Annotated in this window: 11 protein-coding genes; all 11 read right to left on the bottom strand. The window is 68.1% G+C overall.

All coding sequences use genetic code 11. The annotated features are described in order from the left end of the window. Positions 1 to 11: 11 nt before the first annotated feature. Positions 12 to 1871, bottom strand: coding sequence for a carboxylesterase/lipase family protein (locus G474_RS22300; RefSeq protein ID WP_169729555.1), 1860 nt, complete (start codon positions 1869 to 1871; stop codon positions 12 to 14). A 75-nt stretch (positions 1872 to 1946) separates the two neighbouring features. Then, the gene (locus G474_RS21565; RefSeq protein WP_211228153.1) at positions 1947 to 3095 is read right to left on the bottom strand and encodes a PepSY-associated TM helix domain-containing protein; all 1149 of its coding nucleotides are present in this window, start codon (positions 3093 to 3095) and stop codon (positions 1947 to 1949) included. A gap of 47 nt (positions 3096 to 3142) precedes the next feature. Further along, positions 3143 to 5185: a TonB-dependent receptor gene (locus G474_RS0117985; protein WP_051282420.1), complete on the bottom strand. Its 2043-nt coding sequence runs from the start codon at positions 5183 to 5185 to the stop codon at positions 3143 to 3145. A gap of 381 nt (positions 5186 to 5566) precedes the next feature. Further along, entirely contained in the window at positions 5567 to 6130 is a 564-nt protein-coding gene (locus G474_RS0117975) for a nitrous oxide reductase accessory protein NosL (RefSeq protein ID WP_026688150.1), read from the bottom strand. 10 nt (positions 6131 to 6140) lie between these two features. After that, on the bottom strand, positions 6141 to 8507 hold the full coding sequence (locus G474_RS0117970; protein WP_084513851.1) for a TonB-dependent siderophore receptor: 2367 nt from the start codon (positions 8505 to 8507) through the stop codon (positions 6141 to 6143). Between the two features lie 79 nt (positions 8508 to 8586). Next, positions 8587 to 9519, bottom strand: coding sequence for a FecR family protein (locus tag G474_RS0117965; protein ID WP_026688148.1), 933 nt, complete (start codon positions 9517 to 9519; stop codon positions 8587 to 8589). Positions 9520 to 9890: 371 nt separating this feature from the next. Then, a complete protein-coding gene (locus G474_RS0117955) occupies positions 9891 to 10394 on the bottom strand; it encodes an RNA polymerase sigma factor (protein WP_051282419.1) in 504 nt (167 codons plus the stop codon). Next, positions 10372 to 10824 carry an ExbD/TolR family protein gene (locus G474_RS21560; RefSeq protein ID WP_051282418.1) on the bottom strand — a complete coding sequence of 151 codons (453 nt, stop codon included), beginning with the start codon at positions 10822 to 10824 and terminating at the stop codon, positions 10372 to 10374. Before G474_RS21560 ends, G474_RS0117955 begins: the two co-directional genes overlap by 23 nt. 1 nt (position 10825) lies before the next feature. Beyond that, on the bottom strand, positions 10826 to 11521 hold the full coding sequence (locus G474_RS24530; protein ID WP_026688146.1) for a MotA/TolQ/ExbB proton channel family protein: 696 nt from the start codon (positions 11519 to 11521) through the stop codon (positions 10826 to 10828). A gap of 1 nt (position 11522) precedes the next feature. Then, positions 11523 to 12338, bottom strand: a complete 816-nt coding sequence (locus tag G474_RS24340; protein ID WP_156919348.1) for an energy transducer TonB — start codon at positions 12336 to 12338, stop codon at positions 11523 to 11525. A 244-nt stretch (positions 12339 to 12582) separates the two neighbouring features. After that, positions 12583 to 12987 (bottom strand): DUF2946 family protein, encoded by a 405-nt coding sequence (locus G474_RS0117935; RefSeq protein WP_026688144.1) that lies wholly within the window; start codon positions 12985 to 12987, stop codon positions 12583 to 12585. Between the last annotated feature and the right edge of the window lie 2 nt (positions 12988 to 12989).

Genomic DNA, 12989 nt, shown 5'->3' with positions numbered 1-12989 from the left:
GGCAGCCCGGCTTAGCGCCCCCGGGTTTTCCCGTCCTGGCGGCCTGGGTGCCGGAGCAGGCTGGCGCTGTTGCGGCCCTGGGGATAGAAGGAATCCCAGAGGCTGGCGCAATGGGCCTGGGCGTTCAGGGTGGCGCTGTCCACCTGGCCCGGCTTGCTGCTGTTCAGCACCTGGATCAGGCCCTGGCCCGGGCGGTAGGGGCGCCAGGGGGCGGGCATGGTCAGGTCCCGGGCGAAGCGGGTCCAGGCCTTGCCCATCCGGGCGGCCAGGGCCTGGTCGGCGGCGGGGACCGGCAGGATGCCGTGGAATTCGGCGCTGGTCACTGCCAGGGTGTCGAACAGGAAGGCCAGCTCGTCCCCGTGACAGACCTGGCCGTATTCCGGGGCGCAGGCCCGGGTGCCCAGATCAGCATAGAGATCGAACAGGGGCGGCTGGGTGAACAGGTAGGCATGGACCTGCTGACCGGGGACCTGCTGCAGTACCCGGTCCACGGCGTGCAGGTTGGCGCAGATGAAGTTGTCGGCCCCGACCACGGCGGCCATGGCCTGGGCGGCGGGGTTGTAATAGGCGGTGCCGGGCAGGCTGTGGGCGTCGTAGGGCCGGCTGCCGTCGGCCGCGCTGAAGGCCCGCACCCGGGCGGCGTTGGCGGGGCCGTAGATCTGGGTGATGGCGGCGTCGTACCAGGCCGGGTCCATCATTGAGGCCTTGGACCCCGGGGGCAGGCAGCGGGCGGCCTCGGCCGGGTCCGGATTGGGTGTCCCGTTGTTGCTGGCGAAGGCGGCGCAGGTCATGGCGGCGAAGGCCACCCCCTCATTGCCGTTCATGCCGAACACGAAGGGTTTGGCCGCCTTGGCATTGGCGGGGCCGTAGCCGTCCAGGGGCTGGCTGGTGACCAGGGTGCCGTCCACCAGGGGGCCCCAGGGCATGGACTGGGGAAAGCCGGCGTCGGCTTCCTTGAGCATCCGTTCCGTCTGGTAGGCGCCGGCGGCCTGGAACACATGGGCCAGGGAAAAGGCCTGCAGATTGGCGGTGTTGGGCAGGCAGTCGGCGGAGCGCACCTTGGGGCCGCACAGGTGCTGCAGGTAGTTTTCGCCCCAGGCGGAATCCTGGCCGGGCCCGGGATAGAGCACCCCCATGGGATTGCTTTCCATGATGGCGGCCCGGAACAGGGGGATGGAGGAGGGCACGGCGAACAGGTGCAGCCCGGCCGACATGGCCCCGGCGCTTTCGCCGAACAGGGTGACCCGGGCCGGGTCGCCCCCGAAGGCGGCGATGTGAGCCTGGACCCAGGCCAGGGCGGCCTGCTGGTCCAGGAGCCCCAGGTTGCCCGGTACCGGCTGTTCCAGGGGACCGCCGGGGGCCCGGTCGGCATAGAGGAAGCCCAGGGCGCCGAGCCGGTAGTTGAGGGTCACCACCACCGCCTGCTGGGCGGCCAGGGAACTGCCGTCGTAGCTGGCGAGGGAGCCGGCCCCGGAGGTGAAGCCGCCGCCGTGCAGGAATACCAGCACCGGCAGCCGGGCCTGGGTCCCGGGGGCGGCCTTCGGGGTCCAGATGTTCAGGTAGAGGCAGTCCTCGGCCCCTTCCAGGCCGTTGGCGCCGTACTGGGGGCAGACGGGGCCGAAGGCCAGGGCCTGGCGCAGGCCGTCCCAGGCCAGGGGCGGCCGGGGCGGCTGCCAGCGCAGCTGCCGCTCGGGCACCGGCGGCTCTGCATAGGGCAGACCCTTGTAGACCAGCACCGCTTCCGAGTGGGCCGAGGTGGCGCCGCACAGCTCGCCCTGGGGCAGCCGCAGCCGGCTTTCCGGGGCGCAGGCCGCGCCCGCCGGGCCCGCCAGGATCAACAGGGGTAACAGCATCCACCAGAGCGCCGCCATGGTCCTTCTCCCGTTCCATTCAGTTGCCATACTCTACCCGGGAAGCGGCGTCTTGAATGGGGAATGTGGCGGGCTTCAGGGGTGGCCGGGGATGGTGCGGGCGCTCCGGGCCCGGCTCGTGCGCTTGTGCCGCCAGCGGATGAAGCCGGTGAGCAGGGCCAGCAGGGGCAGGAGGCCGCTCAGGCAGATGGCGATGCGCCCGGTCAGGCCGAAGGCTTCACCGTTGTGGAGCGGGTGCAGCCAGGCCAGCCAGGTGTCCCCCGCCGTGTTCTGGCGGGGGTCCCGTAGGGCCAGCAGGTGGCCGGAGGCGGCATCCACCCAGACATGGGTGCCGGGAAAACGGCGGCTCGGCTCCCCGGCCTGGTACAGCCGCAGGTGCCAGTAGCCCTGGGTGGGGGAGGGGGTTTCCAGCCAGCGCAGTTCGGCCCCGGGGAAGCGGGCCAGGGCCACGGCCAGGGCCTGGTCGGCGTCCACGCCGGGGACGAAGCCGGCGGCCGGGGCGGGGGCCTGGTAGTTGCGGCTCACCGGGCCAAGTCCCTCGACCAGAGGGGCGAACCAGTGGGGCACCACCAGCATCAGCCCGGTCAGGGTGAGCGGCAGCATCAGGACCAGGGTGTAGACCCCGGGTTTCACGTGCCAGTCGTAGATGCGCCGTTTCCACACGGCGCCGGCCTTGATGCTCAGGGCACCGCGCCAGCGGCCCGGGTGGGGCCACCAGAGCAGGAGGCCGCTCAGGAGGAGGAGTAGCAGCAGGCCCGCCACGCCGCCCAGCAGGGTCTGCCCCAGGTCGCCGAGCAGCAGGGTGTAGTGCAGGTCGTAGATCCAGGTACTGGGGTCCTCGCCCCAGAAGTACTTGCGGCTGAGGCGCAGGCTGTGGGGGTCCAGGGTCAGCATCAGGGGGGCGAAGTGCCGCTCCCGGGTTTCCGCTGGATGGTAGTAGCGGGCCCCGATGGGGGCGCCTTCCCAGCGCGGCAGCTCGATGCGCCAGGGACCCGGGCGCCCCGGTTCGGCGGCCCGCAGGGCGGCCACCACCGGCGCCAGGGGGATGGTGCCGGCGCCCGGGGTCGCCACCTGCTCCGGGTGCAGCAGCTGATCCAGCTCCGGGTAGAAGGCCAGCCAGCTGCCGCTCAGGCCGAGCAGGACGAAGATCAGCCCTAGGCTCAGCCCGGTCCATTGGTGCAGTCCGTGCAGCAGGGGGCGCCAGCCCCGGGGCCTGGCGCTCACGGGCGGGCTCCGGGGCGGGCAGAGCGGCGGCTCATGGTCGCCGGCCGTTACATGTGGAAGTTGAGGCTGGCGTAGAAGGCCCGCCCGGCGCCCGGGGAATACATGGCCTGGGGTGTGGACCAGATGGTGTCGTACCAGACGTACTCGTATTTCCGGTCGAACATGTTCTTCAACTGCAGGTCTAGCCCCAGGCTCCGGGACAGGGCATAGCTGAGGCCCGCATCGAAGAGCACGTAGCCGCCGTACTTGCCCTTGGCGTTCTGGTCGTCGATGTAGTACTTGCCCTGGGCCCGTCCCTGGAGATTGAGGCGCAGCTGGGCGTTGGCCTGGTATTCCAGGCCCAGGTTGGAGATGTAGCGGGGGGTGGAGAACACTTCCTTGCCCGCCAGGGAGGTGCCCGAGGCGGCGGTGCCGCCGGTCACCCGGGCTTCCTGGATGGAGTGGGAGGCCCAGAGCTTGAGCTTGTCCGAGAGCCGGGTGGTGAATTGCAGGTCCACGCCCTTGCGCCGCGTCTCGCCCAGGGCCTGGGTGGCATCGGCGCTGGGCAGGTTGGCGACTTCGTCGGTGGCGTCCTGCTGCCATATGGCGATGCGGGCCTCGCTGCTGTCCGTCAGGCGGAGCTTGGTGCCCAGTTCCACCCCGGTGTTGATGGAGGGCTTGTAGGTCCTGGTGCCGGGCAGCAGGTAGGCGGGACTGCGGGAGCCGGTGAGGATCTGGAAGGTGCGCCCCCAGTTGCCGTAGATGCTGAGCGCCGGGCTGGGGCTATAGACCACGCTGAGCTTGGGCTGCTCGATCCAGCCGTAGTCCTGGAGGGAGGCGGTGGCGCCGTTGGTGTGCAGCCGGGTGTCGCCCCAGAAGCGGTCCACCCGGAAGGCGGGCACGATCTTCCAGTGCTCGGCGGGCTTGATGATGGCCTGGATGTAGGCGCCGAAGTTGTCCAGCTCGTAGCTGTCATCGTTGGAGACGCTCGCCGGGGTGGAGAAGTCGGTGGGCACGGCCTGGGCGTAACGGTAGCGGCGGTAGCGGTTGTCCTGGTGCTCGTAGTTGAAGCCGCCGTCTATGGTCAGCTGGGCGCCGGGCTGCCAGGTCAGGGTGTTCATCCAGCCGCGCTGCTCCTCTTCCCAGATCCGGCGTTGCCGGGCGCTGTTGCTGCTGGCCCCGTTGTAGGTGACGTGGCGGTCGTCCGAGATGCGGTTGTAGTAGAGCTTGCTGCTGTAGTTCAGGGTGGGCGAGATGCGGTAGTCCAGGTGGCCGCTCAGCTGCTTCATGTTGCGGTAGTCCTGGTCATGGGCATTTTTCTCCGGCGACTGGAAGCGGTCGGCCCGCAACTCGGCCTCAGTCAGGTAGCCGGCCTCTTCCGCTTCATGCTCGTAGAGCCTGGCCATCACCCCGGTCTTCAGGCGGCCGTCCTCGCTGGTGTAGAACCATTTGCCGCCGAAGCTGTATTTCTCCGAGCTGGAATGGTCCCGGTAGCCGTCGGAGTCCTGTTTGGCGAAGAAGTAGTTCTGGGCAAAGCCGCCGGATTCCCGGCCCAGGGCCACCTGCAGTTCCCGGGTGTCGAAGCTGCCGTAGGTCAGGCGGCCATCGGCATAGTTGCCGCCCTGGCGGGTGGCCACGTTGATGTTGCCGCCGATGTTGTGCAGCCCGTAGCGGGGATCGTTGGTGCCCCGCACCACCTCGACATATTCCATGTCCAGGGGGAACACCATGTCCAGGTAGCGCATGTTGCCGCTGTTGATGTTGCTCGGCACCCCGTCGATGAGCAGCTTGATGCCGTTGATGTAGCCCTCGCCGTTGAAGGCCCGGAACGAGGGTTTGCCCGATTCTGCCCCGAGGCGGAACTCGGTGAGCTGGACGCCGGGCATCTGGCCGATCAGTTCCCAGCTGTTCATGACGTTCTTGTCCTTGACCCGCTCGGCCCCCATGACATCCACCGAGGTCAGGATGCTGCGTGTCGGCAGGGAGCCCGTCTCGACGGAGCTGACGGTGACTTCTCCCAGGACTACCGTGGATTCCTGGGCGTGGGCGCCCCAGGACAGGGCCAGGAAGACGAGCCAGGAGATCCGGCGGGGTGGGCAACAGGGGGGCATGGTCAGGGTTCCTCCGGAGGGTGTCTGTGTGTTGGCGGCCGGCGCGCCCCGGCCCGGGACGGGCGGTGGGCGGGGCGGCGGCGCGGATCGTAGCAATTGCGCTGCGCCCCGGACTGCGACATTTGGCCGCAGTCCGGGGGCGGGATGACGTCGGTTTTATCCTTAAAACCTCAGTTAAACCACAGAGGCACAGAGACGCCGAGGAAAAACAAAGACTTGTCCTGGAAGGCCAGGTCACTTTCCAGGTGAGCGCAGAAGATAATGCAAGCCATTGTTTTTTTGAACTTCTCTGTGTCTTTGTGTCTCTGTGGTGAGGTTTTTAGGTTTATTCCGGCGGTTTGCTCGGTCGGCGCCAGTCCGGCGCCGTGGTCAGTTGCTGGTTCAGCTGCCGGGCTGCTGTTCCCGGCGCCGTTCCCGCCGGGTTTTCGGGGCTTCGGCCAGATCCGTGTAGGCGGCCAGCAGGGCCTGGTCGTAGCTGACCAGTTCGCCCCCCTTGTCCGCCTGGGCCTGGCGGGCCAGTTCCGGGTCGGCAAAGGCGGTTTTGGGACGCTTGCTCATGACCCGGGGAAACTCGCCGCCGACGATGAAGCTGGCCCGGGTGGCCTCCGCCAGGGGCCGGGGTTCGGCCGGGCTGCCGTAGTCGGCGATGTGCAGGGCCTGGGCTTCCTTGCCCAGGTTCTTCACCAGGCTGACCGCCAGGCAGTGGATCGAGCAGGTGCCCTCCACCAGGTTGCCCTGGTAGCGCACCAGGGCCCGGCTGTAGTGGAACTTGCGCCGGTCCATGCCGCAGTGGGCGCAGCGGGGGTATTTCTCCAGCTCCCCTTCCAGGGGGTTGGGGTCCTCCCGCAGGCTGCTGCCGCAGTCCTGGGTGGCGGCCCCCAGGCCGCCGCTGCCGGCCAGAGCCAGCCCGGCCAGGCCGGTTTTCAGGATGAGTCGACGTTGCATGGGGCCCTCCTTACATGTCGGCCTTGAGGGTGAGCATGAAGTTCCTGGGCTCCCCGTAGAAGTTGTAGGTATGGGGTTGGCCCACGGAGGCGTAGTACTTCTTGTCGAACAGGTTGTTCATCTGCAGGCTCAGGGAGTAGGTTTTGTTGATTTGCCAGGCGATGCGGCTGTTGACCACGACGTAGCCGCTGTTTACGACCTGATCCCTGCGCCCCCTGGAGCTCTGGGCCTTGCTGTTGGCCTGAAGCCCCATCCCTGCACTCCAGCCAGCCAGGGGACTCTGGCTGTCGAAGCGGTAATTGCCCCACAGCTTCAACTGATTTTTTGGGGTTTGAATGGAGTAGCTTTTCCCTTGATTGGTGGCATCTTTGAGATAGCGTGTTTCAAGACGGGTATAGCCGGCACTCAGGTCCAGGCCCTGGAGGGGACGTCCGGTAACCTCCACTTCCCAGCCCTTGCTTTCCACTTCTCCGGCGTTCAGGTAGTAGTAGCTGTTGGGGTAGCGATCATCTCGATAAGCACGGTTCTTGTCGCGCAGGTTGAACAGGGCCAGGGAGGCGGCCAGGCGGCCATCCAGGAACTCGCCCTTGGCGCCCACTTCCAGCTGCCGTCCCACCCGGGGGTCCAGGGTGCCGCCGTCGGCCTTGAGCTGGGTCTGGGGCACGAAGATGTCGGCGTAGCTGCCGTAGAGGGTGAGGCCGGGGGCGATGTCGTAGAGCAGCCCTCCATAGGGGGTGAACTCGTTGTCGGCCTTGGCGCCGTCGGCCCAGGCGGTTTCCGGGGAGGGGGAGATTTTCCGGCTCTTGACCTTGAAGGTGGTGGTCCGGCCCCCCAGCACCAGGGTTAGGGGATCGGCCAGGCTGATGCGCAGCTGGGAGTAGAAGCCGTGCTGCCGGGTTTCGCTCTCGCTGCCGGAGGTGTAGGGAATTTCCGGTTCGGGCAGGGCATCCAGGTCGCCCCAGGTCACGTCGTTGTAGTCCGGGCCCCAGGCCAGTTTTCCCTTGTGGTTATAGCGTTCGCTGTTGAAGCCCAGCAGGAAATTGTGCTCCCGACCCAGCAGGGAGAAAGGGCCGTTAGCGTAGATATCGATACCATCCCGGGTGTCATCGTCTTCCCAACGATAGCTCCAGTAGTCAATCAGGTTGGTGCTGGTGTCCAGTGTGCTTCCTGTAAAGGCTTCTTTGTCGTTGGCATGAATCCGGCGGTGGTTGAGGCTGGCTTTGGCGGTCCAGCCACCATCTAGGCGGTGCTCGGCGCTGAAGGAGGTTTCCTGTGTGCGGTAGGTCATCTTGCCCCAGTCCGGCGCATTGAAAGTTGAGCGGGGAACGTCCAGTTTCACGTAATGGCCGTTTCCGTCGATCTTGGAAGACATGGGCAGGCCTGAACTGGGTACCTTGACTTCCTGCCTTTCCGAGGCGAAGGAGAAATCAAAAGTGGTCTGGGGCGTCAGCCGATAGCGCAGGGCTCCCATGGCCAGTTCCTTGCGGCTATGGGTGTGGTCGTAGAAAAAGTCCTTGTCTTCAGCAGCCACGACCAGTCGGCCGGTCAGGCTTTTGTCCTCATTCAGGGGGCCGGTCAAGTCTCCTTCCACCCGGTAGTTGTTCCAGGAGCCGGCGGATGCGCTCCAGGAAAAAGCCAGTTCATCCCTGGGCCGCTTCTTCACCAGGTTCACCACTCCGCCCGGTTCCCCCACCCCGCGCAGCAGGCCGGCGGGGCCGCGCAGCACTTCGATGCGTTCGTAGAGGGCCAGGTCGAACTGGTGCGAAGGGGTCATGCCGTTGTAGGAGGTGACCCCGTCGTACATGACGCCAGGTGAATAGCCCCGGATCAGGTATTGGTTGCTCAGGGTGTCGTTGGCGATCACGTTCACCCCGGTCATCTGCTGCATGGCCTGGGTCATTTCGGTCATGCCCTGGTCGTCCATCTGCTGGCGGGTGAGCACGGAGACGGAGTTGGGAATCTGGCGGGGGTTGAGTTCCTGCTTGCCCAGGCTCACGGTCTTGCCGGCATAGCCCAGGCCTTCGCCCAGGCGCTGTCCGGTGACCAGGACTTCGTCCAGGGTATTGCCCCGGCTGCTCTGGGCGCCGATGAGGGCGACGCTGCCGGCGTCGGTGAAGCGATAGCCGATGCCGCTGCCCTGGAGCAGTTTGTCCAGGGCTTCCCGGGGGCTCATGCTGCCGTGGAGGGCCGGGGCCTGCCTGCCTTCCAGGAGCTGGCGGTCGTAGAGCAGCTGCAGGCCGGTCTGGTCGGCCAGGGTGCTGATGGCACCGGCCAGGGGACCGGCGGGAATGTCGATGGGGCGGGCGGGGTCGGCCGCCAGGGCCGAGCCGCAGAGGCCGAGGCCAAGCAGCAGGGCGCGCAGCAGGGAAGAGGTCATGGAGGGTTCCTTGTGTGAATTCCTCCTTACGACGTTTGACCGAGGGGAAAGTGGACAGGGCAGTGGCGCGGCGGCGGTTTCAGCGGTACTGCAGTTCCCAGCCCCCGGGGATGGCCCGGGCCTGGACGGGAAAGCCGGCGCCCAGGGTGGCGATGAAGGGGGCCGGATCATCGAGGCTGAAGCTGCCGCTCACGGGCAGTGCCGCCAGGGCCTCGTCCAGCAGCTCGAAGCGGGTGCCGTGCCGCTGCCGGAAGCGTTCCAGGATCGCTCCCAGGGGTTCGTCGTGGAAGGTCCGGCGGCCCCGGGTCCATTGTTCCGGGCTGGTCCAGCTGGCGTAGGGCGGGGCGATTTCGCCCCCGGGACCGTAGCGGCTGCCTTCCCCGGCGCTGAGCTGCAGCCGGCCTTTGGCTGTGTCGATGGCGACCAGGCCTTCCATGACCCCGACGCTGACCCCGCCCTCCGTCAGGGACACATGGAACACGGTGCCCAGGTCGGTGACCTGGCCGGCGCCGGCGCGGACCTGGAAGGGGCGGCTGTCCTGTTCCACCCGGAACAGGGCCTCGCCCCGGAGCAGCCGGATCTGGCGCTGGCCCCGGCCGAGGCGCACCTGGATCGCGCTGGCCGGCGCCAGGGTGATGCGGGAACCGTCGTCCAGGGCGATTTCCTCCTGCCGGGCGTCGCTCTGCCAGGTGACGGGCTGGCCCAGCCACCAGCCGCCGGCCTGCCAGAGGAGCATGGCCAGGAGCATCAGGCCGCCCAGCCCCAGTTCCAGGCGCCGTCCGCGCCGGGGGGGCGGCGATGGGGGGGCCGCAGGTTCGGCCGGGGTGGGCAGGGTGCCTGCCAGTTCCCAGACCCGGGCGACCCGCTGGTAAGCCTGGCGATGGGCCGGGTCCTGGTCCAGCCAGGCGCTCAGCTGCCGTTCCTGGGCCGGGCTCCAGTGCCCCCCATGGCGGGCCGTCCACCAGCGGATGGCGGCTGCTTCGATGGCGGCGGGAGTGTCGGGCGGTTTCATGGGCAGGGCGGCGGTTCCGGGACGGGCAGCAGGGCGAACCTTAATTCTTAAAACCTCAGTTAAACCACAGAGGCACAGAGACGCCGAGGAAAAACAAAGACTTGTCCTGGAAGGCCAGGTCACTTTCTAGGTGAGCGCAGAAGACAATGCAAGCCATTGTTTTTTTAACTTCTCTGTGTCTTTGTGTCTCTGTGGTGAGGTTTTTTAGGTTAATACCTCCCAGAAACACAGCCAACACTGGGGAAAGGCGGCCCGGGCTGGCGCAGCTTCCGGCTTGCGCAAGGCCAGGGGCCAAGGTCGTGCGTTCCAGCCTGGCTCCGGGTCTTCGGGGTAAGGAATCCAGGTTCAATTGCTAGGTTAAATCGCCAGGTTCAATCGCCCAGGCGCTGCAGGCAGTGGCCCAGGGCCTTTTCAATATGACGTTGTACAGTTTTGCACGAAATCCCCAGCTGCTGGGCAATTTCCCGGTGGCTGAGGCCTTCCAGGCGGTTCAGCAGGAAGGCCTGGCGGCAGGCGGGCGGCAGTTCCGCCAGGGCCGCATCCAGGCGCAGCACCTGGCGGCGCTGTTCCAGGCAGGTGGCCGGGTCCGGCCGCTCGTCCGGACACAGCTCCCAGCCCGCTTCCTCCGTCACCAGGGTCTGCTGGCGCTGCTGCCAGCGCCAGCGGTCTATGCTCAGGTTGCCGGCCGTGGCAAACAGCATGGCCCGGGGTTCGCGCCAGTCCTCCTGCTCCCGGTGCTGGGAAAGGCGCAGCCAGGTGTCCTGCAGCACGTCGTCGGCCTCCTCCGGGCCGATCCGGCGGCTGACGAACTGGCGCAGGGTTTCCCGGGCGCCGAGGAAGACCCGGGTCAGCCTATCGGGATGTTGCTGGCTCATGGTCCTGGCGTCCGGTGGCGCTGCTCTCGGTGACGAAGCCCAGCTTCACCAGGCCGGCCCCCTGGGCGGCGGCCATGACCCGGGCCAGCTCCCGGTAGGGGGTGGTTTCGTCGGCCTGGATGCGGATTTCCGGCTGGGGCTGGCGCCGGGCGGCTTCCTCCAGGGTGGCCTGCAGGGCGCTGGCGGCCAGGGGCTGGCCGTTCCAGAACAGGCTGCCGTCGGCCTGGATGCCCAGCTGCACCGGGTCGGGCTGGGTCTCCAGGGGCGCGGCCTGGGCCTGGGGCAGGTTCACCTTGATGCCCTGGGCCAGGAGCGGCGCCGTGAGGATGAACACCACCAGCAGCACCAGCATCACGTCCACCAGGGGCGTGGTGTTGATCTCGGCGTTGAGTTTGGGGACGCCTTCCCCTTCGAAGCTGCCGAAACCCATCTCAGCCTCCCACCACCCGGGGGCGCCGGGGCTCGCTGGGGCGCCAGGCTTCCCCCGTCGTGGCCTGGGCGTGCAGGTCGTGGGCGAAGCCGTCGGCGGCGGCCATCAGGATGCGGTTGGCCCGGTTCAGGAAGTTGTAGGCGAGTACCGCGGGAATGGCCACGAACAGGCCGGCGGCGGTCATGATCAGGGCTTCGCCCACGGGGCCGGCCACCACGTCCAGCTGTACCGAGCTGGCCCGGGAGATGCCCAGGAGGGCGTGGTAGATGCCCCAGACCGTGCCGAACAGGCCCACGAAGGGCGCCACGGCGGCGGTGGAGGCGAGCAGGGTGAGGCCGCTTTCCAGATACATGGTCACTTCCGTCAGGGCCTGGCGCAGGCTGCGGGTGAGCTGGCCCGAGTGGTCGTAATCCGGGCGCCGGGCGGCGGGGTCCAGCTCCAGGGTGGCTTCCGCCAGGGGGGCGAGCAGCCGGCCGCAGGGAGTCTGCCGCAGCTGCTGGTAGCCGGTCTCCAGGCTGGGGGCGTTCCAGAACCGGGCCAGGGCGGCGGGCAGGCAGCGGCGCAGGCGCCAGACATCCCAGGCTCGGCCGAGGATGACTCCCCAGCTGGCGATGGACATGAGGAAGAGCAGCAGGGCCACGGCTCGGCCTATGCTGTCGGTGCTGTTCCAGAGATGGGCGAATTCCAGGGTTTGCATATCAGTTTTCCAGTTTGAAGGTGATGGGCACGAGGACGCTGGCGGCCACCGGGGTGTCGCCCCGTTGGGCTGGCACGAAGCGCCAGTTCCGCACGGTGTTCAGGGCGGCCTCGTCCAGGCTGTCGTTGCCGCTGCTCCTGTGCAGCTGCACCTGCTCGGCCAGGCCGGCGGCGCTGACCTGCACCCGCAGCACCACGCGGCCTTCGTCGCCCCGGCGGCGGGCCAGCAGGGGGTAGGGGGGCTTGGGGTTGTGCAGGTAGGCCACGTCGAAGCGGGGGGCGCTCACGGCGGCCTCCTGGCTGCTGCCGGCCGTGGCGCTGCTGCTGGCGGCGGCGGGGGCCGGCGGGGTGCTGCTGAGCGGGCCGGGTGCCGCTTCCGCTTCCCGGGGGGCGGCCGGGCTGGGCAGCGCCGGGGCCTGAACCTGGGCCGGAGCCGGCTGCCGCGCTGCCGGCCGGGCGGCTGCCGGTTTGGGGGCCGGTGTGGGGACCGGGCGGGGCGGCGTGACCGGTGCCGGCGGCAGGGGCGCTGGTGCCTGGAGCTGCCGGGGCGCGGCGGCCGGGGCCGGGGGGATCAGGGACACCGACACCGGCAGAGGACGGGGCCTGGGGGCGGCCGCAGGTTCTGCCGTCCCCAGGGCCCACCAGGCCAGCAGGGCCAGATGCAGGCCCAGGGCCAGGAGCAGCCCCGGATGCAAAAAGGGGGGCATCTGGCCGGGCTGCCGGGGCAGGAGGTGGGGCGCGCCAGGGGTCTGGGCCGGGGCGCCGGTAATGCCCGGGGAGGGGGCATGCAGGGTCATTTCCATCTCGTCTTGAGGCATGAACCTAAAAACCTCACCACAGAGACACAAAGACACAGAGAAGTTAAAAAACAATGGCTTGCATTGTCTTCTGCGCTCACCTAGAAAGTGACCAGGCCTTCCAGGACAAGTCTTTGTTTTTCCTCGGCGTCTCTGTGCCTCTGTGGTTTAACTGAGGTTTTAAGGATGAATCAGGCGCAGCAGGACAGCCCGTCCTGCCGCAGGTCTTGGTGCGGGCGGCTGCAGGCCGCCCCGGAACAAGGATTCAGGCGCCGGGAGGCGGGCCCCGGGGCGGGGCGTGCCGTTGGTCGGGGGCGGGCAGCGGCCGGGAGAGGCCGGCCGGCAGGGGTGGGGGCTGGAATTCGGCGAGCTGCCCGGGCAGCCGCTCGGGGCTGGGCAGAAAGAGGAACTGGCCGGCGCCGCAGTAGGGGCAGGCCTTGATGTTCAGGAGCTGGGGTTCAGCGCTGCCATCGCTCTGGCTGGAGATGCGCATGAGCCCGGCGGGGGTGCAGATTTCGATGCTGCTGTCGGCATTGCTCAGGCTGGCGGCAAAGTGCCTGGCCCCGATGAACAGGGTCAGGGCCTGCAGCAGCAGGGCCAGGCCGACCAGCCCGGCGCCCAGTAACTGGAGGCGCCGGGCGGCAGGGCCGGATTGCCTGAGACGGTACATGG

The organism is Azovibrio restrictus DSM 23866, assembly GCF_000429665.1.
In the GTDB taxonomy this organism is placed as follows: Bacteria; Pseudomonadota; Gammaproteobacteria; order Burkholderiales; family Rhodocyclaceae; genus Azovibrio; species Azovibrio restrictus.
The sequence above is the reverse complement of the archived record's forward strand: the minus strand, read 5'-3'. Positions and strand labels throughout refer to the sequence as shown.

Coding starts and splice junctions, on each gene's coding strand:
- G474_RS0117975 (WP_026688150.1), bottom strand. CDS start 6,130: ATGCAACGTCGACTCATCCTGAAAACCGGCCTGGCCGGGCTGGCTCTG.
- G474_RS24340 (WP_156919348.1), bottom strand. CDS start 12,338: ATGCCTCAAGACGAGATGGAAATGACCCTGCATGCCCCCTCCCCGGGC.
- G474_RS0117970 (WP_084513851.1), bottom strand. CDS start 8,507: ATGACCTCTTCCCTGCTGCGCGCCCTGCTGCTTGGCCTCGGCCTCTGC.
- G474_RS0117955 (WP_051282419.1), bottom strand. CDS start 10,394: ATGAGCCAGCAACATCCCGATAGGCTGACCCGGGTCTTCCTCGGCGCC.
- G474_RS0117935 (WP_026688144.1), bottom strand. CDS start 12,987: ATGTACCGTCTCAGGCAATCCGGCCCTGCCGCCCGGCGCCTCCAGTTA.
- G474_RS0117985 (WP_051282420.1), bottom strand. CDS start 5,185: ATGCCCCCCTGTTGCCCACCCCGCCGGATCTCCTGGCTCGTCTTCCTG.
- G474_RS22300 (WP_169729555.1), bottom strand. CDS start 1,871: ATGGCGGCGCTCTGGTGGATGCTGTTACCCCTGTTGATCCTGGCGGGC.
- G474_RS24530 (WP_026688146.1), bottom strand. CDS start 11,521: ATGCAAACCCTGGAATTCGCCCATCTCTGGAACAGCACCGACAGCATA.
- G474_RS0117965 (WP_026688148.1), bottom strand. CDS start 9,519: ATGAAACCGCCCGACACTCCCGCCGCCATCGAAGCAGCCGCCATCCGC.
- G474_RS21560 (WP_051282418.1), bottom strand. CDS start 10,824: ATGGGTTTCGGCAGCTTCGAAGGGGAAGGCGTCCCCAAACTCAACGCC.